17 protein-coding genes are annotated in these 20,103 nt (G+C 67.1%); 13 read left to right on the top strand and 4 right to left on the bottom strand.

What is annotated here, in order from left to right:
• Positions 1-97: 97 nt before the first annotated feature.
• Positions 98-1,012, top strand: coding sequence for an aminoglycoside phosphotransferase family protein (locus tag OG390_RS17855; protein ID WP_406169104.1), 915 nt, complete (start codon positions 98-100; stop codon positions 1,010-1,012).
• Between the two features lie 3 nt (positions 1,013-1,015).
• Here OG390_RS17855 and OG390_RS17850 read toward each other — a convergent pair whose 3' ends face one another.
• On the bottom strand, positions 1,016-2,392 hold the full coding sequence (locus OG390_RS17850; RefSeq protein ID WP_406169102.1) for a sporulation protein: 1,377 nt from the start codon (positions 2,390-2,392) through the stop codon (positions 1,016-1,018).
• 206 nt (positions 2,393-2,598) lie between these two features.
• Between OG390_RS17850 and OG390_RS17845 the strand changes: the two genes are divergently transcribed.
• Both OG390_RS17845 and OG390_RS17840 read left to right on the top strand, forming a co-directional pair.
• A complete protein-coding gene (locus OG390_RS17845) occupies positions 2,599-3,156 on the top strand; it encodes an ATP-binding protein (RefSeq protein ID WP_406169100.1) in 558 nt (185 codons plus the stop codon).
• A gap of 323 nt (positions 3,157-3,479) precedes the next feature.
• Positions 3,480-3,776 (top strand): hypothetical protein, encoded by a 297-nt coding sequence (locus OG390_RS17840; protein WP_406169098.1) that lies wholly within the window; start codon positions 3,480-3,482, stop codon positions 3,774-3,776.
• 407 nt (positions 3,777-4,183) lie between these two features.
• Here the strand turns inward: OG390_RS17840 and OG390_RS17835 are convergent, their stop codons facing one another.
• Positions 4,184-4,963, bottom strand: coding sequence for a GntR family transcriptional regulator (locus OG390_RS17835; protein WP_406169096.1), 780 nt, complete (start codon positions 4,961-4,963; stop codon positions 4,184-4,186).
• Between the two features lie 165 nt (positions 4,964-5,128).
• On the opposite strand from OG390_RS17835, the gene OG390_RS17830 reads away from it, so the two are divergent.
• From OG390_RS17830 to OG390_RS17815, 4 genes are all read left to right on the top strand, one after another.
• A complete protein-coding gene (locus OG390_RS17830) occupies positions 5,129-5,476 on the top strand; it encodes a hypothetical protein (RefSeq protein WP_406169094.1) in 348 nt (115 codons plus the stop codon).
• A complete protein-coding gene (locus tag OG390_RS17825) occupies positions 5,476-6,777 on the top strand; it encodes an FtsK/SpoIIIE domain-containing protein (protein WP_406177723.1) in 1,302 nt (433 codons plus the stop codon). The genes OG390_RS17830 and OG390_RS17825 overlap by 1 nt, the downstream gene beginning before the upstream one ends.
• Positions 6,774-6,971 (top strand): hypothetical protein, encoded by a 198-nt coding sequence (locus tag OG390_RS17820; protein WP_031486518.1) that lies wholly within the window; start codon positions 6,774-6,776, stop codon positions 6,969-6,971. The genes OG390_RS17825 and OG390_RS17820 overlap by 4 nt, the downstream gene beginning before the upstream one ends.
• Before the next feature lie 297 nt (positions 6,972-7,268).
• Entirely contained in the window at positions 7,269-8,624 is a 1,356-nt protein-coding gene (locus tag OG390_RS17815; RefSeq protein ID WP_406177721.1) for a replication initiator, read from the top strand.
• Between the two features lie 222 nt (positions 8,625-8,846).
• Here the strand turns inward: OG390_RS17815 and OG390_RS17810 are convergent, their stop codons facing one another.
• Positions 8,847-10,460, bottom strand: coding sequence for a recombinase family protein (locus OG390_RS17810; RefSeq protein ID WP_406169091.1), 1,614 nt, complete (start codon positions 10,458-10,460; stop codon positions 8,847-8,849).
• Positions 10,461-11,480: 1,020 nt separating this feature from the next.
• Between OG390_RS17810 and OG390_RS17805 the strand changes: the two genes are divergently transcribed.
• The 3 genes from OG390_RS17805 to OG390_RS17795 all read left to right on the top strand — a co-directional run bounded on the left by OG390_RS17805 (position 11,481) and on the right by OG390_RS17795 (position 14,875).
• Positions 11,481-11,987 carry a hypothetical protein gene (locus OG390_RS17805; RefSeq protein WP_406169089.1) on the top strand — a complete coding sequence of 169 codons (507 nt, stop codon included), beginning with the start codon at positions 11,481-11,483 and terminating at the stop codon, positions 11,985-11,987.
• 208 nt (positions 11,988-12,195) lie between these two features.
• Entirely contained in the window at positions 12,196-13,773 is a 1,578-nt protein-coding gene (locus OG390_RS17800; RefSeq protein WP_406169087.1) for a SulP family inorganic anion transporter, read from the top strand.
• 106 nt (positions 13,774-13,879) lie between these two features.
• Positions 13,880-14,875, top strand: a complete 996-nt coding sequence (locus OG390_RS17795; protein ID WP_406169085.1) for a formylglycine-generating enzyme family protein — start codon at positions 13,880-13,882, stop codon at positions 14,873-14,875.
• A gap of 38 nt (positions 14,876-14,913) precedes the next feature.
• Here OG390_RS17795 and OG390_RS17790 read toward each other — a convergent pair whose 3' ends face one another.
• Entirely contained in the window at positions 14,914-17,265 is a 2,352-nt protein-coding gene (locus tag OG390_RS17790) for a sulfatase-like hydrolase/transferase (protein ID WP_406169083.1), read from the bottom strand.
• Positions 17,266-17,488: 223 nt separating this feature from the next.
• Here OG390_RS17790 and OG390_RS17785 point away from each other — a divergent pair, with 223 nt between their 5' ends.
• The 3 genes from OG390_RS17785 (at position 17,489) to OG390_RS17775 (ending at position 19,552) form a co-directional block, all read left to right on the top strand.
• Complete coding sequence (locus OG390_RS17785; protein ID WP_406169081.1) at positions 17,489-17,980, top strand: SRPBCC family protein; 492 nt, start codon at positions 17,489-17,491, stop codon at positions 17,978-17,980.
• Positions 17,981-18,379: 399 nt separating this feature from the next.
• Positions 18,380-18,850: a hypothetical protein gene (locus OG390_RS17780; RefSeq protein WP_406169079.1), complete on the top strand. Its 471-nt coding sequence runs from the start codon at positions 18,380-18,382 to the stop codon at positions 18,848-18,850.
• A gap of 183 nt (positions 18,851-19,033) precedes the next feature.
• Positions 19,034-19,552, top strand: a complete 519-nt coding sequence (locus OG390_RS17775; protein WP_406169077.1) for a DUF3471 domain-containing protein — start codon at positions 19,034-19,036, stop codon at positions 19,550-19,552.
• The last annotated feature ends 551 nt before the right edge of the window (positions 19,553-20,103 follow it).

The following is a 20,103-nucleotide window of genomic DNA, read 5'->3' as shown; positions in this document are numbered from 1 at the left end:
GGTGGGTACGGTCTATGTCGTGTCCGGAGCACGTCGGGTTGGTCACCCGTTGGCGTGCGCCGGTTGATCGCGCGCGACTAGGGGAGCTGGTACGGGCATGGCGGTTGACGCTGCTCGAACGCAAGAGGGGTTCACGTCGGCGAGGGCTGCGCGGGTGATGGCTGCCGCGTGCCGGGCTGCGGGGCTCGATGACAGAGGCGCAGAGTTGATCCGACTCGGGGAGAACGCTCTGTTTCGGCTGGCATCCGTGCCGGTGATCGTGCGCGTGGCGCGCGGGGAAGAGTGGCTACCCAAGGCCCGTGTAGAAGTGGACGTGTCGCGATGGCTGGGGGAGGAAGGGCTTCCGGCTGCTCGGATCGTTGAGGACCTGGAGCAACCGTTCTTGATCGATGGCCACCCCGTGACCTTCTGGCATTTGATCGTCGAGGGTGACCGCAAGGCGACGTACGGGGAGCTAGGCGGCGTCCTGCGGGATCTGCACTCGCTGACCGTGCCGGACAGCCTTGTACTCCCGTCGTTCGCCCCCTTCGACAAGCAACAGCTACGCCTCGACCGCGCCGTGATCCCGGACGACGACAAGGTCTTCTTGCGGAAGCGGTGGCGGGAACTACAGGACAAATACGCGGAGTTGAAGTTCGAGACTCCCAAGGGGCCGGTGCACGGGGACGCCCACGTGCAGAACCTCATGGTCGACGATCAGGGACGTGTCATCCTGATCGACTTCGAAGCCTTCTGCTACGACCATCCTGAGTGGGACCTCATGGTCACGGCCGTGGAGCACCACAGCCTTGGCTGGCAGACCGACGAACAGTACGCCGACTTCGTGGCTGCGTATGGGCGTGACCTGTACGACTGGCACGGATACGAGACGCTGCGGGGCATCCAAGAGTTCGGCATGACGACATGGCTCATGCAGAACGTGCAGGAGGACGAGGAAACGGCGGCCGAGTACCGCCGGCGCATGACCGGTCTACGCAACGATGGTGCGCCCCGGAATTGGCGCCCCTGGTAGCGGTTACTCGTCGTCCTCGTCCAGGCGGGTAAGCGCGTCGTGCACCTTCTCGTTGAAGGCAGCCACGACGGGGTTCGCCGCGTGCGCGGTGACCTCGTTCTGGAAGTCGGTTACGTAGCGCTGGAAGCGGGTGGACTGGAGGGAGTCGCCGCCGTCGACTGCGAGGCTCGCGGTGGTGACGGCGGCTTCCAACTCGCCGTTGAGTAGCTGGCTCTGGGCGAGCACCATGCGGCAGAAGCCGAGGGTGCGGGCGTACTTCGGGTCGGTGCTGTCCACGGCGCGCTGTGCCTGTGCGACGGCTTCTCGGCGCATCTTGAGGTCGCGGAAGCAGTGGCAGAGTTCGCCCATGAGCTCCGCTTCGTCGAAGTAGCTCAGCCATGCGGGGTCTTCGCCCGTGTCGGCGCGTTCGAAGTGGCGCTCTGCCTCCTTCATCGCGTGGGTCGCCGCGATGCCGTCGCCTGCGTTGGAAAGGGCGCGGGCCTCCATGGCTGAGTAGTTCGACAACGCGCGCGGGGTGGCTCGGCCCTTGGCGCCCTCGACGGCGGCGCGGGCTAGCTGGATGGCCTGGGCGTGGTTGCCGAGGTAATTGGCCTGGTGGCTGAGGTTGCCGAGGATGCGGGCCCCGAACATACGGTCATCGATGACCTGGGACAGGCGCAGTGTGGATGTCAGGTAGCGGTGGGCAAGGCGGTGGTTGCCAACGTCGTATGCGGTCCACGCGAGCAATTGAGAAATCTCGGCTGCGGCGCCGAATAACGCGGTGCCGACCTTCTCGCTGAAGCTCGCGTCCAGCAAGGGCAACACCTCGTGGCGGAAGTAGTGGCGCAGGGCTTTGTGACCGTGGCCTCCGCCGTACTTGAAGTCGAGCTGCATGAACATCCCGGCGGCGTCCCTGATCGCGCGGACGTCACGCATACCGACGTGTTGGTGAGCCGGCCTGTCGACGTGGATGCCATCGGGGCGCGCGATCATCCATGAGAGGACAGCGGAGTTGAGGTCGGCGTCCGCGATGATCAGTTGGTCCGACGCGGCTGCGTCGGCGCGCTCTTGGGTAGCTCCGTCAAGCATGGACAAGAGGTCGGGAACAGTGCTCGGGTAGCCGATTGGCTCCGGCGCGGTTGACTTGGTGTCGCCGAAGAAGCCGAGATCGCCGGGCGTGACACGGCGGCCAAGCTTGGCCGAGAGTACATCCGCCATGATCGCCGCCGTCTGCGGCCGGATGCTTGAGCCGTCTCGCCATCGCTTCACTGAGACGTGCGTGGTCCCCAACTCGATGCCTCGCCGGTCGGCCTCGTCGGTCATGCGTTTCGCGAGGCCCTTGTTCGAGACCTTCGCTTCGTCCATGACTGCGATCAACTGCGCGTTTGGCTCTCGGCTCATGCTCCCCTGCCAACCCGAGAATGACGGCGTGTGTTCATCCTGTCACACGAGTATCGCGCTGGGGGTTCATTCGCGAACCCCCTTTGCCTTTGCCGGTGTTCACCTGAACCCCCTGGTGAACGCTCCCGCCTCAGCCTCCTGCACCGTTCACTGGTCGTCACAGATCGGCGGGCTAGAGGGCTCGCCAGTGCTCGGGAGGGAACGCGGTGGAAGTGCAGCAGAGCAAACACACAGCGAACGCCTCGACGACGGGCGCTCCAGGCCGCTCGGTGCACGACCCGGCCGCTGGCCACTTCCGGGCGCTGACGCTCTACGCGGAGGACCGAGACTGCGTGAAGGCCGCGCGGGACATGGTCGGTTCGTACCTCCAGACCTGGGGGCTGGAGTACGCGGTTGATGACGCGCGGCTGATCGTGTCAGAGCTGGTCGGCAACGTCGTCCATCACGCGATTCCGGATGACTGCCTGGCGATGCCTGGTGCCGGGCGGCGCATCGACGTGTGGCTCATGAACTGGCCTGGGCTGCTGGGGATCGGCGTCTTGGATGAGGACTCGACTCCGCCCGACCTTCCGGCGGGGGAGTTCATCTCGCCAGGGCTGGCCGGTGACTTCGTTGAGGCGCTGTTGCCAGACCGGGGACGCGGGCTGCTGATCGTTCAGCGCCTGGCTGATGCGGTCTGGTGGTCGCCGGGGCTCAAGGGCAGCGGCAAAACGGTCTGGGCTCGCCTGGACCTCGATCGACTCTGGGCCGAGTCTTCGGCCTGACAGTCGCCGGGTCGCCGCCCCGGTCTGCTCCCCCGCGATCGGGAGCGGGCGGCGACCCGGTCACTGGCCGGAGTCTGACCACTCCGGCCTAAGGGGCGCGGCCTCTCCGACATCCGGAGTCTCCCCTCCCGCGTGAGGGGCCGCGCTTCATAACCCAATACCGAGACCGGGCCACCCCATCAGCCCTGGAAAGCGAAGGGTGGCCCGGCTGGGAACACGGCGGTTCCCGGTGCCTGATGGTACCGGGGCCGTCGCGCTGCGTTTGGGCCCTGGTTCAAGGAAGTTGATGATCCGTTACCTAGATCAGGGCAGAGGTGGGCAAGGTGACTGGCTCCGGTGAGGGTTGGCTGAGTGACGGTCTCGACGTGCCGGGCGTGGACTCCGGTCTCTGGGTGTCCGGCGTCGACTACATCGCGGGTTGGAGTGAGGCGCGGGAGGCTGCTGATCGTCTGAACCGGGCGCTCCTGGGTGCGGGCTTCGAGCTGTCCGCTGTACGGGCCGTCGCCTCGACGAATGAGGACGCGCGCGGTGTGGTGCGGCTGGCGGGCTGGCCGGGCGCCGTGGATCGGCTTGCCCAGCTCCTGGAGGCGCGGGCAGAGGGTGACGGTGGTGGCGCATGAGGCGCTTTTTCGCTGGTGAGCGGTGCACGTGGGCACGTCGCCGGCCGGAGAGACTTTGGGCGGGAGCTGCCATGGGGCGAGTGAACAGGGGGCCTTACGCTCGCCAGCGGATCGGGCAGTCCTTGGACCTGCCCGCAATAGCCCGATCGGCCCCCTGTTCTTCGAGGCTCGCCCCATGGCGGCTGCCTAAAGTCTCGGAGGCCGTCGACCCCCAGCCCCGTGGACCCCGGCCTGCGACGACTGGTCGACGCCTCGACTCCTTGGGTGTGCTGCGGTCGGGGGTGCCTGCCGTCCGGACGGGATCGGCGGCCACGCCGCACGCCCGGCCGGGGCGGCCGGGCGCCCCGGCGCGCCGCAGGCGCGCCCTTGAGGAAGTGAAGGCTGTTTCGACCGATCCCGGTTGGTGCTCAGGCGCGGGCGCGTCGTGCGGGCTGTTTGTCGGCGGTGATCCGGTAGGCGATTTCGGCACGGTCCGCGCCGAAGCGAAGCTCTTCGAGGAACAGAGGGCGGTCGTCGGTGTCGTGCGTGACGCGGGCGACGTGCAGGATCGGTGTCGCGTCCGGGAGCTTGAGCGTGGTCCGCTCGTCGGGCAGGGGCATGCGGGCGCGTACGGTCTCGGTCCACGTCAGTTTGTGGCCGTCCTCGGTGAGCCATCGGTAGATCGCTGCTGGGCGTTTGCAGGGCTCCTGCGCGAGCATCGGGATGGCGTCCGCGACCTCGAAGGGGATCAACGTGCGGTGCATCGCACGCGTGCCGGTGCCTGGATCGATGAGCAATCGGTCGCACCCGAACAAGGCTTCCTCCTCGCCGAGTCGGAGGAGCCGGCCGGTGTCCTTCGTGGTGTGGGTGCGGTAGGTGCTCGGCTCCTCGGCCTCCTGCCAGGTGTCGCCGTTGGGCATCACGAACTTGCCTTCGGCGGTGCGGCTGATGCGACGCTCGATGGTGAGGACGGGCTGTCCGCTGGAGCGTACGAAGCTGCCCTTGCCGTGGCGGACGTCGACCAGGCCTTCTGCGCGCAGGGCCGCGATGGCGTTGCGGACTGTGGGGCGGGAGACGCTGTAGCGGGCCATGAGCTGGGCTTCGGATGGCAACAGGGAGTCGGGCTCGAACTCGCCGGACAGGATCGCTTCTCGGATCGCGGCGGCCACCTGCTGGTAGAGGGCTCCGGGGCGCTGGATCTCTGACATCTCGGCATCTCCGGGTTGAGGTCGTAGTCACGTCGCACGCGCGACATCACTCGTCAGCATAAGTAGTTGCACTCTCGCCGTACAGGACTTCATAGTCGTAACTCGTAAGGACAAGTGACGTCAGCATCGGGGCTGGCGTCCCAACTGGCCAGGGAGGCCAACGAAATGCAGTCCATTCCCGTGGACACGGCGCGGCTCGGCGTACTGCGGTGCGCCAACGCGCCTGAACTGAAGTTCAGCAACTCCGAGACACAGGAGGTGAAGAAGGACCGGGACGGTAACCCGGTCTACACCGTGGCCGTGACCGTGCGGCCCGACGGTCGCCGCATCTCCGTGATCGAGATCGCCGTCAGTGGCGAACCGAAGGGCATCGAGCCGGGTCAGGTTGTCAAGGTCACCGGACTGACGGCGTTCGTCTGGTCGATGGGCGACCGCAACGGCGTCAGCTTCCGCGCCGATGCCATCACCCCGGCGTCGGGAACAGCCGTGCAGGGCAAGGGCGGTGATGCGTGATGGGGCCGATCCTGCTCGCCCTCGGCTTGGCCGCGCTGGCCTGGGTGCTCGTCGCCGGTGACCTGGTGCGCCGGCATCGTCCGGTCTGGCACTGGTACCTCGTCGGCTACCCGGTCACCACGTGCCGGGTCCTGGCAACCTGGCGCAAGGTCGCCATGCTCAACGACCTTGCCGTGTCTCGTCGACCGCCGCGCGGACTGCTGGGGGACCTGGTCGTCAAGGGCGATCCGCTGCGGCCGGTGGCCCCGAGGATCTCGTTCCCGCACGCCACCCGCATGGGCCTGACCGTAACCGTGCGGCTCCACGCGGGGCAGACTCCGGCGACGTATATGAAGGCGGCCGACGCCTTAGTGCACGCGTGGAAGGTCCACGCGGTCCGGGTCACCTCTCCGGAACGCGGGATCGTGCTGCTGACCGCGACGGCCACGGATCCGCTTCAGCGGCCCGGCCTCGTCACGGCTCCTGCCGAACTCCTCTCCGCGCTCATCGGTGCCTTGGAGAGCGGCGGCGCCTGGGTCATGAACCTGCGGCTCGTGCCGCACTGGCTGATCGCCGGTGCCACCCGCTCCGGCAAGTCCACCCTGCTGGCCCGGCTGATCACCCAACTCGCCGGGCAGCCCGTTGCCCTGGTCGGGATCGACTGCAAGGGCGGTATGGAACTCGGCCTGTTCGCCGGACGGTTGAGCGCGCTGGCGACCTGCCGACGGGAAGCGGTCGCCGTCCTCTCCGCCTTGGTGGTCGACATGCGGGACCGGATGAGCGCGTGCAGGTCGGCCGGAGTGCGCTCGATCTGGGAGCTTCCCGAGAAGCTTCGGCCGGTGCCGGTCGTCGTGATCGTCGACGAGATCGCGGAACTGTATCTCTCGGACGGCACCCGTGAGAGCAAGGCGGAAGCCGAACAGTGCTCCACGCTCCTGCTGCGCCTGGCCCAGCTCGGGGCGGCACTGGGCCTGCACCTCGTCGTCGCCGGACAGCGGGTCGGCTCCGACCTCGGCCCCGGCGTCACCGCCCTGCGGGCCCAGCTCGCCGGCCGCATCTGCCACCGCGTCAACGATCCGGGAACAGCAGAGATGACCTTGGGCGACCTGAACAAGGACGCCGTGGCCGTCGCTCAGTCGATCACGGCGGAGGAACGCGGCGTGGCCGTGTGCACCGGCCCGGACGGCGGCTGGAGCCGCGCACGCTCCCACCTCACACCCACCGAAGAAGCGGTGTCGACGGCTCGGAAGTACGCCGCCCTGGCACCGGAACTGCCCGCCATAGATCGCGCCCTGACGGCTCTGGAAGGAGACGACAAGTGATCAGCGAAGGTACGGCGTTCACGTTCGCGGTGATCTTCGGGATCATCACCGTCCTCCTCGTCCGCTCCCGCGACGTCCGCGCCTGGGAAGCGGTCTGCGTCGGCCTCTTCGGCCTCTACCTCGGCCAGACCCCCGTGGGCCTCACCGCCCACGAACTCGTCACCTGGATGATCAACGGCTTCTCCCACACCTGAGCAGAAAGGACACACGGCCATGCCCATGCCTCGCGTGAGGTGCCCCCACTGCAAAGGCGACGGAGCACGTAGGACCTGGACCGGACGGCGCCGGCGCTGCCGCGTCTGCCGGGGCACCGGAACCATCCGCTGAACCCCACCCCACCCGACGCACGCAGGGAAGGTGATCCCCATGACCAGCGGCGCACCACCACCCAACCACCGTGCCGCCTCGGCGGCCCACCCCGGAAGGTCACCACCATCACCCCGGAGTACACCCCGGCTGACCGGCGCGCCGTACTTACCCGCGCGGCGCGCCTGCGTCAGATCCCGGAAGCAGACCGCGACGCAATCCGCATCGCCCAAGACCCCAAGTTCCCGCGTTGGCTGGAGCAGATCACCGCAACTGGCGGCTGCTCCCACCCCGTCCACCTTTCCGGCTCGACCACCACCCTGGACGGCACAACCGGCGAGATCATCCACCACTACGACACCCGCACCGAACCTGGCGAACGACTCCTCGTCCGCTGCCGCAACCGACGCGCAACCGTCTGCCCGGCCTGCTCCCGCCTCCACGCGGGCGACACCTTCCACCTCGTCCGCGCGGGCCTGCTCGGCGGCAAGAACGTCCCCGGCGCCGTCCGCCACCGCCCCCGGCTCTTCGTCACCCTGACCGCCCCGTCCTTCGGGCCGGTCCACCGCGCCGGGGAGCCGTGCCGCCCCCGCCGCGACGGCGGAACCTGCGAACACGGGCGCCCCCTCGGCTGCGGCGCCTTCCACGCCCCGGACGCTCCGGTCGTCGGCCAACCGCTGTGCGCCGACTGCTACGAATACACCGCCCACGTGCTGTGGCACGCACACGCCTCCAAGCTGTGGGACCGGTTCGTCATTGATGTGCGGCGGCGCCTGGCCTCCTCGGTCGGCCTCGTACAGGCCCGCTTCGCGCAGCACGCCCGGCTGTCCTTCGCCCGCGTCGCTGAGTACCAGAAGCGCGCGGCTGTTCACGTGCACGCCGTCGTACGCCTCGACGGACCGGACGGACCAGACGATGGACCCCCGCCATGGGGCACTGCGGAACGACTCATCGACGCCGTGCGTGCCTCTGCCCGGCGGGTCATGGTCCGCACCCCTTACAGCCTGGCTGTGGGGGAGTTGACCTTGCGCTGGGGCGCCCAGCTCGACGCTCGGTCTCTGCGTGCCGACAGCGACGGGCCGGACGATGACGCCGTGGCCGCGTACATCGCCAAGTACGTCACCAAGGGAGCAAGCGACACAGGCGCCGGCGCCGACCACCCACTCACGACCTGGGCAGACATCGAGTCGGCACCCGTGGGCGAACACGTCCGCAGCCTCATGCGGACCTGCTGGCGCCTCGGCGGCCTCCCCGAGTACGCATCCCTCCGCCTCCGGGACTGGACTCACACCCTCGGCTACCGGGGCCACGTACTCACCAAATCCCGCGCCTACTCGACCACCTACGCAGCACTCCGCGCAGAACGCGCCCACCACATGGGACACGCCGACAGCCCCGACACAGTCACTGAACGGCACTGGCGCTACGTCGGCTCCGGCCACACCCCCGGCGCGGCCCTCATCGCCGCCGGAATCGCTGATGACCTTGATGAGTCCCGGCGGCTGGGCGTGGAGGCGATAGAGGGGGAGCGGTGCCGATAGGCGCTCTGCCCGTACGTGAACTGAGGCAGCCTGCGGCCCCGCCGCTGCCCCGGCACGGCCGCGAAAGGCCGACCAGTCTGATTGAGAGCGAGATAGTGATTGTCGACGACGACGGGACGGAAGAGCCGTTCGATCCAGCGTCATGGTTCGAGTGAGACAAGAGGCCGCCTCCCCTGTGCATCTCGGGAAGGCGGCCGTGTTCGTTGTGGTGACTGTGCCGGGTCAGAAGACTTTCGCGAAGTCGTCTTCCTTGATGATCAGACGCTCTCGCACGTCCCTCGGGATCATGAGTTTCATGTGGATGTGCGGAGCGCGGACGCCCTTCACCTTGGTCCGCGTGATCTTGCACCGCACGCCCACCCGAAGCAGGTCCGCGCCCATGGCCTCCATCCCGCCCTCCTCCCAACGTTCCCGGAAGGTCCTGCCGTTGTGGACGTTCACCCAACGGTCTTGTGTCGTCTCCGGGTCGATCGCTTCAAGGTCGGCAATCAGCTTGTCCAAGGTCTTCTCGGCCTGTTCCTTGGTGAATCGTGTCTTTGTGAACCGGCCTCCAGGCTCCAACTCCTTCATGTAGTAGGCAATCGAGCCCTCTAGCCGTTCAACCTCCCTGCGCGCCTCGGCTCCCTTGGCGTACTCCCGTGTCTGTACCGGCTCGTCTCCGAGGACGGACAACACGTCTGCAACAAGCTGCTCGTAGATCGCCATGGGGTTGGGTGCGCCGCGTCCACCGCTCTTGCATTCCTGACAACGGAGGTAGGGGTAGACCCCGAAGTTGTTCCTGGTAACTCGTACATACATGTTGGTCTCGCACTCGGCGCAGATGAGCACACCGAGGAACCTGGTGGCACCAGTCGGCTGGCGAGCCGGCTGCTTCTTCATCCGTTTGTCGAGTGCTTCCCCGAGACTGTTGAACTCTTCTTCGGTGAAGATGGGTTCCGCCACCTTGATGGGCTTGCCGTCATTGCCCAGGATCAGTTTCGATCGGCGCTGCCCTCCGTTCTTCAGCTCCTCCACCCGGTAGCCCAGGAGAGCGGGATTCCTGAGCCTGCGCAGCAGAGTGGCGACGGTGAGACCGGGGCCGCACATCCCGGACCGAACGAGCACCATGACCATGCGCCTGGCGGACACTCCACGGATCGCCATACGGCGCGCCCAGTGCAAAGCGCGGTACGCCGTGGGGTCGTGGACCAGGATGACCTTCCCGTTCTCGTCCACGTCCGTCGTGTAGCCGTAGGCCGGCTTCCCGATGAGCCAGTCTTGTTGGGTCTTCGCGTAGTCCCAGAGGCTGGCCACGCGGGTGCTGGTGTTCGCGGCCTCGATCTCGGCGATGCCACCGATGATGGTGACCATGATCTTCCCGGCCGTGGTGGTCAGATCGATGCTGTCGTTCTTGGAGATCAGGTTCTTCTCGTACTTCAGACACCAGTCGATCATGGTCGCCAAGTCCGAGAGTCGGCGTACGAACCTGTCGAGCTTCCAGAACAGGAGAACGTCGAACTCTGGCACGCGGTTGTTGAGCCAGTCGCCGAGTTGCTTGCGCTTCCAGGGCGGAACCTTCGTTGCGCTGACGTTCAGGTCACTGGCTACGCCAACGACTCGGCACCCCTTCTCCCTGGCCAGCATGCGCAGATCGAGTTCCTGGCGTACGGGCGATGTCGTGTCCTCCGTGAGCACGGAGAGCCGGACGGATAACAGTGCCCTCGGGGCGTCTTCGGGCAGCAACGCTTCAGCCCGCTTCAGCTCTTCCAGCAGGGCCAGATCGGTTGCGGTCCACTCTGCCTCGACGTCGTACGCCTTCTGCTCGGCCGCGGTGCGGCTGCGTGAGTGTTTTCCCATGCCAGGAAGGCTAGAGCTGGTTTTGCAACTGTGTCCATATGCCCGCAGATGGACACGCACATCCAAATCGGTCCGACGGGCAAGAAGCTGCTGCCTCTGACGGTCAAGAACTCCGCATCGGCGCCTGCTTCGAGCGGTCACGCCCACTGAGGTGAGCGAGTCACTCGTTCGGGTGGTTGAGGTCCTGGCGGGGATGAGGGAGGACGAAGTGGCCGCTGCGCTCGCTGCAGTCGGTGCTTCGCGTCCTCGGCAGCCTGCGCCGTCGGCCTCCTCCCGGACGCCGCTGCGGGGCCCTGGAGGCGCCTCGAAGATCGTCTCCGAGGTGGAGTGGGTCTGAGGGCCCGATTCCGGCTTGGTTGCGGTGACTAGTGGAGCCCCTTCCCCGCCAGGGAGGGGGCTCGTTGGTGTCTGGCGGTGATCGTTGACGCTCTCAGGGCAAACGGGTCTGGTGCACGATCGGGTGACATCTGAACTGGCTTGCCCTGTGGGGCCGGTGGGAAGGATGTCGCTGTGCCCAAGCCTTATCCGGAAGAGTTCCGCGAGGACGTCGTACGGGTCGCGAGGCGGCCACCCCGGCTCACGACTCCTCCTACTCCCACCACTTCAACAACGACTGCGGTGACTGGTGGGACAACGGTTGCGACAACTATGGCGACCACGGCGGATACGACCATGGTGGATTCGACCACGGCAACGGCGGCTTCGACCACGGTGGCGACCCTGGTGGGAACCATGGTGGCTACTGATCCGGCCCACTGAAAGTGCGGTGTGCGCCCTCGTCATGGGGGACGCACACCGTGCTCTGCCGACGCGCTCTATCGGAGTGGCGAGTTGTCGCAAGGGGAAAGTCCTTGCATATTTTGCCGAAGATACTGGGTGCACGCTGCGCGGAGGATGTGAGTGGCTCGTCCTGGCGGCTTGTGATGAGCGGTCGGAGTGAGCATGGCTGAGGAATCATCCCGCGCTGTGAACTCGAGGCGGCCACGAAATCTGCAAGAGATCGACCCACGCCTGCGGGGCATGGCGACCGCCGCCGTGGGAGGAACGCTCGTCATCTGGTGGCCCGCTTTCACCCTGGGTGCGTACAACGCCGTTTTCTTCGACAATGTGCTTGCCCTCTGGGCGGTGGCCACCTCGGTCCTGCTCTCGGGCGTGGTCTTTCGCAGCAGGGGTGCGCTGCCCTGGGGTGGGTGGATCGCGTTGTCCCTCCCCTCGGTCTGGATCATCCTGGCCATCGTTGCGCCGAGGGGCCATGGGTTTCCTTACCTTCATTACTTCGAGGCGGCTCTCTCCCTGGTGGGCGCCCCGATGCTGACATGGCTGCTCTCGCGGATTCTGGTCTCCGACTACGCTGCACTCCCGCTGCTTCAGCGTCTGGGCGCGGTCGCCGTCACGGTCGCGATCGGCGTTCTGGCCTTTCTGCTGGGGAAGTTCAACTATCTCTTCCTCACCTGCTCCGACTTCGATGTGAGTGGCAACAACTCACCTGCCGGATGCGCCCACGGGAAGCCGTTCAATCGGTTCTGACCGTCGAAGTCGGCTGTCGGCAGGGGTATGCCGCCATCCATGGACCGTGGCGGCGAAACATGTGGATGTCATGCGATTCATCCGCTTGTAGATGGTTTGAGCTCCCGACAATGGCGCGGTGACAGTAAAAGGGCGTCGGGTGTCCTTGGCGGTACCGCTCTTGGGGCAGTTACGGCGCTATTCGTGGCATGGCGTGCGGGGAGACGTCGTGGCCGGGTTCGCAATCGCGGTGACGCTGGTGCCGCAGGGCCTGGGGTACGGGCAGGTGGCGGGTCTGCATCCGGTCGCCGGTCTGTACACCGCGGTGGGAGCGATGGTGGTGTTTGCCCTGTTCACCTCCAGTCGACTGGTAGCGGTCGGACCGTCGTCGACCATGGCGATCATGACGTTCGCGGCGGTGAGCGGCCGGGCCAGCGGGGACGCCCATCGGACGATTGCACTGAGCGCGTGCCTGGCGCTGCTCCCGGGGCGGTTGCGGGGGCTCGCCACCTTCATGTCGGGGCCGGTGGTGCTCGGGTATCTGGCGGGCACGGCCGTGCAGGTCATGGCCGGCCAGGTGGGCACGCTGCTCGGCGTTCCCACCCACAGCAACCGTCCGATGGTGAAGCTGTGGCAGGTGCTCACGCATCTGGAGCAGACACACGTGGTGACCGCCGTCGTGGGAGTGTCTTCGCTGGTCGCGCTCATTGTGCTCAAGAAGGCCTTGCAGGCTGTGCCCGCGCTGCGCGCAGTGCCCCCCACACCGGTTGTGTGTGTGGTCGCCGTCATCGTGTCGGCCGCAGTGGACCTGGGGGGCCATGGCGTGGCGTTGACCGGTGGTATCTCCGGTGGCCTGCCTGCGCCGACCTGGCCGGACGTGACTGCGGGAGATGTGTGGGCGCTGCTGCCGGCCGCGGCCGGCATGGCCATGATCGCCTCGATCGAGGACGTGGCCGCGCTGCGCAGGGCAGGGGCATCGGAGGGGCGGGTCTCCCTGGTCAGAGAGTCGGTCGCCATGGGAGCAGCAAGCGCGGCTGTCGGCTTCCTCGGTGGCTTCGCGTCGATGGCCAGCACCCAGCGCACCCTCTCCGCCCGGAGCGCGGGAGCACACTCGCAGCTGTACCAGCTGGCGGGCGCCGGTTTCGTGGTCGTCGGCCTGCTGACCACCGGTCCGGTCATCGGGCTGCTGCCCAAGACGGTGCTGGCCGCGGTCGTCATGGTCTCGACCTCGCACCTCATCGACGTCGCCGGGTTCAAGGAACTGTGGCAGGGCTGGCGCAGCGAAGCGCTGCTCGCCCTGGCCACCATGGTTGCCGTGCTAGGTCTCGGTGTGCTGCACGGACTGCTTGTGGCCGTCATCCTCGCGCTGCTGCAGCTGCTCCGCCGCGTCACCTGGCCTCACGACGCCATGCTCGCCGTCACCGCCGACGGGAGGACTCGCGAGGTCGCTCCGGACGAGCCCACCGACGCGGATGTGCTGATGTACCGGGTGGATGCGCCGCTGTTCTTCGCCAATGCCGGCCGCGTCCAAGAGAAGATCCTGAGCCTGGCGGCAGCCCGGTCGCCCTTCCCGCGGTATGTGGTCCTGGACGCCGAAGCGGTGTTCCATGTGGACGCCACCGCCGCGGAGATTCTGGCGCAGCTCACCGTCGACCTGAGGGAACGCCACTGCGAGCTGGTGCTCGCCCGCCCGCGGGAATCGGTCCTGGCCGTACTACGTGCCAACGCCTATGCGTCCGGCGCCACGCGGCGGCTGCGCGTCTTTCCCACCGTAGGCGAGGCCTACGCCACGCTGCGAGCGAGCTGACCATCGCTGCCGTTGTGGGTCCGCCCGGCGCCGTGTCGTCGTTCGGACAGTTCAGCAGCTGGCCCAGAATCGCGTGCAGAGCAGTCACGTCCCTTTGGAGGCCGGAATGACGTCGGACAGTGAAGTGCGCTCCGTCTGCTGCGGCCCTTCGCGGCCGGGTCCTGCCCTGGCGACGGATGCCGACGCGTCGCCGGCCGTATCCGCGTGGGTGTCCGCCGACGGAGACAGCGCGGATCTGGCGGGCATGGTGCATCTGGGGGCGGCCACCTTTCTGATGGGGTCCCAGGACCGATGGGCGGTCCCCGGTGACGGCGAGGGCCCTGTCCACGAGGTGTCCGTGGGCCCGTACTGGATCGACCGGTGCGCTGTCTCCAATGCCGACTTCGGAGCATTCAGCGCTGCCACGGGATACGTGACGGAGGCGGAGCGGTACGGCTGGTCGTTCGTCTTCGCCGGGCTCCTGCCACCCGGCTTCCCCGACACCCGGGCCGTTGCTGGGGCCCCCTGGTGGCGGCAGGTGCACGGTTCTTGCTGGCGCCACCCCGAGGGGCCGGGCTCGGACCTCGCAGACCGCGCCGACCACCCGGTGGTGCACGTCTCATGGAACGACGCCTCGGCATACGCCGCGTGGGCCGGCAAGCGCCTGCCGACCGAGGCGGAGTGGGAGTACGCGGCTCGCGGCGGCCTGGAGCAGGCCGCCTTCCCCTGGGGAGACGACCTGGAGCCGGGCGGCGAACGCCGGATGAACGTGTGGCAAGGCCGCTTCCCCGACCACCACACACGGCCCGACGGCTGGTACGGCACGGCCCCGGTGACCGCCTACCCACCCAGTGGCCACGGCCTGTACAACGCGTGCGGCAACGTATGGGAGTGGTGCGCCGACTGGTACGCACCGGACTACTACGCCCGCAGCCCTCGGGAGAACCCCGGCGGCCCCGCTTTCGGGACGAGCCGCGTGATCCGTGGCGGCTCGTATCTGTGCCACGTCTCCTACTGCCGCCGGTATCGGGTGGCCGGCCGCAGCGCCAGTACTCCGGACAGCAGCACCGGGCACCAGGGCTTCCGCTGTGCCACCGACGCCGGGTCCCGCAACGTTCGTTGAGGGACCCGGCGTCGGCGGGGGCGGCACGCAAACCCCTATCAGTCGCGGTGGAACATGCCGATCAGTTCCTTCTCCACATCCGAGAAGGCTTCTCCGCTGACGTCGACCACCACCTGACGGATCGTACCGCCGAGGAACTCGAACGGCGTCTCGTAGTCGCTGGAGACCGGCTGGCCGCCGTCGCGGCCGACGGCTAGACCCTCTCCGACAAGGGAGAAGTTGCCGGGCTGGGTCTGGATGTCGGATTGGGCGACCTGGCGGTCGTCCATGTAGAGGGCGAGGGTCCCGTGCGTACTGCCCTGCTGGTCACGTTTGCCGGCCCGGAACACCGCCGAGAACGTGTGGTCCCCGGGGCTGACCGGCTCCGGTGAGCTGACCTTCTGTTCCATGCGGCCGAGCCAGTTGTAGACGTAGTGCAGGTGCCCGTCCTTCAGGTACAGGCTGTGGCCGCCGAAGCGCCCGCCGTGGGAGAAGAGCACGCCGCGGGCCTCGGGCGTGTCCGTACGGATGTCGGCGAAGATGGTGTAGGACCGGCCGCGGATGTTCACAGCCACAACCTCGGGGACGCCAGCGCAGCCGGGGTAGTAGACGTACCGGTCACGGGGCTTGGAGAGCTGAGGCCGGGGCGTGTTCAGGATCTCCATGGGGCTGCGGTCGTCCAGCGGCAGCCCGTGGTACTTCTCGGCCTCCGCCGACCACAGACGCTTGAGTTCTTCGAGTTTCTCGGGGTGCTGTGCGGCCAGATCCCGGTTCTCGGAGCGGTCCTCACGCAGGTTGTACAGCTCCCATACGTCCTCCTCGAAGTGGCTCCAGTTGGACGGTGCCGGCGGATGAGCGGTCGCGGCGTGCCAGCCGTCGTGCCAGATGCCTCGCGTACCGAGCATCGTGTAGAACTGCGTCTGCCGGGGGTCGGGCGCCTGCGCGTCCTCGATCACCTTGCGGAAGCTGGCGCCCTCGATCGGGCTCTGTTCGAAGCCCTTGACGACGGCCGGAGGCTGGATGCCCATCAGGTCGTAGATCGTCGGGACAATGTCGATGGCGTGCACGTACTGGTGGCGGGTCTCGCCCCTGTGCTTGATGCCCTTGGGCCAGGCGACGATCATCGGGTCGGCGATACCGCCCTCGTACGACACCCACCGCTTCCAGTACTTGAACGGGGCGTTGAACGCCCACGCCCACCCGCTCGGGTAGTGGTTGTAGGTCTTCGGACTGCCCATCTCATCGAGATGACGCAGGTTCTCCGCCATGTCGTCGGGCACGCCGTTGAAGAAGTTCATCTCGTTCATCGAGCCGTTCGGCCCGCCCTCGGCGCTGGCACCGTTGTCCGAGACCGCGACGATGATGGTGTTCTCCAGCTGCCCGGACTCTTCCAGATAGTCCAGCAGGCGACCGATCTGCGCGTCGGTGTAGGAGACGAACCCGGCGAAGACCTCGGCCATCCGGGCGAACAGGCGCTTCTCTTCGTCGCTCAGCGACTCCCACGGGTGCACGAAGTCGGTGAGCGGCCACGGCTGCCCCGAGGGGCCGGTGGCCTCCGGCTCGCCGTGCGGGTTGATTGGGGTGAGGTCGGTGCCCTCGGGCACGATCCCCAGCTCGATCTGCCGCTGCAACGTCATACGGCGGTAGACCTCGTACCCGTCGTCGAACTTCCCGGCGTACCGGTCGGCCCATTCCTTGAAGATGTGGTGCGGCGCATGGCCCGCGCCGGGGCAGAAATATGTGAACCAGGGCTTCTCCGGGGCGATGACCTTGGCCTCCCGGATGAACTGGATGGCCCGGTCGGCCAGGTCCTTCGACAGGTGGTAGCCCTGCTCCGGGGTGGACGGCGGTTCGACCGGGTGGTTGTCGTAGACCAGGTCGGGGTAATACTGGTCGGCCTCACCGCCGAGGAAGCCGTAGAAGCGTTCGAATCCGCGGCCGAGCGGCCAGTGCCGTTTCGAGGACGCCAGGTTGGCCTCGTCCGAGGGAACGAGGTGCCACTTGCCCAGGGCGTAGGTGTTCCAGCCGCGCTCGACCAGCACCTCGGCCAGACTCGCGTTCTCGAACGGGATCCGACCGTTGGATCCGGGGAATCCGCTCGTCATCTCCGCGACGCAGGCCATGCCGTTGCTGGTGGCGTTGCGCCCCGTCAGCAGGGACGAACGGGTCGGGGAGCACAGCGCGGTGGTGTGGAAGTTGGTGAATTTCACCCCCATGTCGGCGAGCCGGCGCATCGCCGGCGCCTCCACCAGCCCGCCGAAGAGGTCGAAGGTGCCGAAGCCGATGTCGTCCCACACCAGGTACAGCACGTTCGGCGCACCGTCCGGTGGCTGCGGCTGTTTGTACGGCTCCCAGTCCGGCACCGACTGCCGGATGTCTTCCTGGATCACGCCCTTGAAGGGGATGGCCATCCTTGGTGTCTCCTTCCTGTCTCCTGGCACCGTGCGGCGACGGCCTGCCAGAGAAGACGTCCCCTCTCAGGCGTGACAGGTAGGCCTGTCGAACATCAGCTCATCCCATTGGCCGCACCCGCGCTGAAGACTGTCCGGCGCCGGGCGACGATGAGCAGGAGGAAGCGCCCTGAACGATCACGCGCGCCTCCGCCGCGTCGGTATCGGAAGGGGCCGAGACAGCATGTCCTACCAGCTCCGTCCCGAAGACCTCGGCTTCCTCGCACGCGCCCCCTTCCGGCAGACCTGCACCCGAAAGCTCCGTGCCCCTGCTGACGCGATCTTCGAGCAGCTCGCCGAACAGCCGGAGAACTGGCCCCGCTGGTTCGCCCCTGCCAACGACGTCTACTTCGAGGGCTCACCCCCGTACGGTGACGGCTCCACACGCTACTTCCGCCTCTACCGTGCCATCCGGGCCCGTGAACGGATCATCGCCTGGGACCCCGGCGAGCGCTTCGCCTACTGCGCCTACGAAGCCAACGCCCCGGGCGTCTCGGCGCTGGTGGAACAGTGGACCTTGGCACCCTCGGCCGACACGGCAACCATCGTCACCTGGACTCTCGCCGTTGACTCTAAAACCCCCGTGCACCTGCTCCTGCGGGCAGGCCGACGCCACATCGACAGCCTCTTCCGGGAGGGAATGCAACGGCTGGAGGCCCTGTGCCGTGACGGATGACGACTGCCTGCCGCCGCATCGCGGAGCCAGGAGTGGCCACATGCCCCCAGATGGACACGTACATCCAAATCGGCCCGACCGGCAAGAAGTTGCTGCCTCTTGAGGCCCAGCACCTTCGATCCTTCCGATGCGACTGCGGAGGGCCGCGGGGCCATGGCCCTGGTTGTGTTGTTCGGGGAGGTGGCTGGGCGATGGTCCGCGACCACCGTCGTCGGCCGACGGCCCCACTCGTCCGTTTCAGCACCGTCCGTAGGCCGCTTCAGTCACTTGTAGCGGCCATTGGAGGGATGCTGACCGCGTTGCTGCTACGACCGCCTCGCGGCAGGAGATCGTTCGTGGCGGAGCGCGCGCACGCCGTTCCTCCACCTCACACCTTCTATCAAGGAGGCGTACATGCGAATGCGGTGTACTTTCACCGCGCTCGCGACGATGCTGGCCCTCGGGGTCGACATCCCGTCAGCCATCGCCGATAGCCCACACTTTGTCGGCAATCTAGGGTGCGACACCGAAAACAAGAACAACGTTGGCCTGATTTGCAGCGGCAAGGTGGCCGGACTGGGCAGCACCACCACCTTTGTCTTCCTGACGGCGGACCAGGTGACGGCCACCTTCGAGTGCGTCAACAGGGGTGGCAACGTCGCGCCTGGCCAGCCCGTCGTCGAGGAAGACGTGACTGGCCCGGTCAGCACTTTCCCCAACCCTCGCAAAGGCCAGATCACCTTCAGCGTGAAAGCTCCTTCCGCCGCCCCCTCCGAACCCGCGCGACGCATGCCCCAATGGCAACTGGACGGTGCGCCAGACCGGGCTGAACTTCGTGAACGTCGTGCTGCACGTCCAGCAGTCCCCGGGGACGCCGCCGGATGCGAATGAAGTCCTGACGCACGAGTTCGGCAACCTTGACCCGTGACCCTGTCCTTCAAGGCAACAACCGAAGAGAGCCGCACTCGCGGCTCTCTTCGGTTGTCGCCGCGGCTGGGCGTCGTATTACGCCACTCCATCGACCTCGGGACCGCTCCGTCCGCTTCCGCATCAATCTCATGCAGGAGCAGGGTCGTGATCGACCTCGACTCGGGGAGTCAACGCCGGCATCCGGGTCGGCTCGGGATCGTAGTGCTGACTAACGGACAACCCATCGGCGTGCCCGAGGCGGTAGCCGCCGCGTTCTTCGACATCGCCCAAAATGGAAAGCAGACAGTTGACTGGCTGGCCTTCTACAGGAAAGTGGTGCAGGCCGCCGCCTACACGGGCATCTCCCCGACGAACTACGCCAAGCCGCCCGCCAACGCCACACCGGCCAAGGCCGACGACGTCTATACGGGCACCTATGCGAACGAGTACTACGGACCGGTCACCGTTGCCAGCGACAACAGCGGCAACCTGAGCATGACGCTGGGCCCGCAAAAGATGTCGTTCCCCTTGAGACAGTACACGGGTGACACTTTCAGCTACCAGACACAGGGCGAGAAGGCCGTCGGCCTGTCCGGTGTCACTTTCCACACCCACTCCGGCAAGGCCACGAGCGTCACCATCGAGCACCTCAACGCCAACGGACTGGGCACCTTCAGCCGCTGAGGACCCCCGCCCAGAACGGAGCCGGATCAAGACGGATATTGCTGTCTCTGACGGTCAAGAACGCAGGTCCGACGCCGGCTTCGAGTGGTCACGCGCACCGAGGTGGGCGAGGCGCTCGAAGGGGTGACCGAGGTCCTGGCGGAGATGAGTGAGGACGCGGCGGCCGCTGCGCCGGCCGCTGTTGGCGCTTCGTATCCTCGCTCCCAGGTGTCGGCGACCGCCTCTCGGACGCCGTTGCCGGGCCCTGGACGCGCCTTGCAGATCGTGTCCGAGGTGGAGTGGGTCTGAGGTCGTTCCAGTCTTGTGGGCGGTTGTGCGATCGGTAGAGCCCCAGCCCCCTTCCCGATGGGGAGGGGGCCCGCTGGCATGGAGTCCGTGAGTCTGGCGCTGGTGGGTCCTGTAACCGCGGCTGAGTTGTCAACAACCGCAACTGAAACCCCAGCAGCCATCCATAGCGGCACCCACATGCTGGGCGTCAGCGACGCCGGGCGATGGTCTCCCCGTCGTGCACCGGCAGCATCACCGAGTTCGCCCGCTCACGGGGCCGTGAT

Origin of the sequence: Streptomyces sp. NBC_00996 (assembly GCF_045162675.1) — a bacterium.
Taxonomy (GTDB): domain Bacteria; phylum Actinomycetota; class Actinomycetes; order Streptomycetales; family Streptomycetaceae; genus Streptomyces.
This window is presented reverse-complemented; position numbering and strand designations above follow the sequence as displayed.

Coding starts and splice junctions, on each gene's coding strand:
- OG390_RS17805 (WP_406169089.1), top strand. CDS start 11,481: ATGGCGACCGCCGCCGTGGGAGGAACGCTCGTCATCTGGTGGCCCGCT.
- OG390_RS17795 (WP_406169085.1), top strand. CDS start 13,880: ATGACGTCGGACAGTGAAGTGCGCTCCGTCTGCTGCGGCCCTTCGCGG.
- OG390_RS17790 (WP_406169083.1), bottom strand. CDS start 17,265: ATGGCCATCCCCTTCAAGGGCGTGATCCAGGAAGACATCCGGCAGTCG.
- OG390_RS17825 (WP_406177723.1), top strand. CDS start 5,476: ATGGGGCCGATCCTGCTCGCCCTCGGCTTGGCCGCGCTGGCCTGGGTG.
- OG390_RS17830 (WP_406169094.1), top strand. CDS start 5,129: ATGCAGTCCATTCCCGTGGACACGGCGCGGCTCGGCGTACTGCGGTGC.
- OG390_RS17850 (WP_406169102.1), bottom strand. CDS start 2,392: ATGAGCCGAGAGCCAAACGCGCAGTTGATCGCAGTCATGGACGAAGCG.
- OG390_RS17810 (WP_406169091.1), bottom strand. CDS start 10,460: ATGGGAAAACACTCACGCAGCCGCACCGCGGCCGAGCAGAAGGCGTAC.
- OG390_RS17835 (WP_406169096.1), bottom strand. CDS start 4,963: ATGTCAGAGATCCAGCGCCCCGGAGCCCTCTACCAGCAGGTGGCCGCC.
- OG390_RS17785 (WP_406169081.1), top strand. CDS start 17,489: ATGTCCTACCAGCTCCGTCCCGAAGACCTCGGCTTCCTCGCACGCGCC.
- OG390_RS17780 (WP_406169079.1), top strand. CDS start 18,380: ATGCGGTGTACTTTCACCGCGCTCGCGACGATGCTGGCCCTCGGGGTC.
- OG390_RS17855 (WP_406169104.1), top strand. CDS start 98: ATGGCGGTTGACGCTGCTCGAACGCAAGAGGGGTTCACGTCGGCGAGG.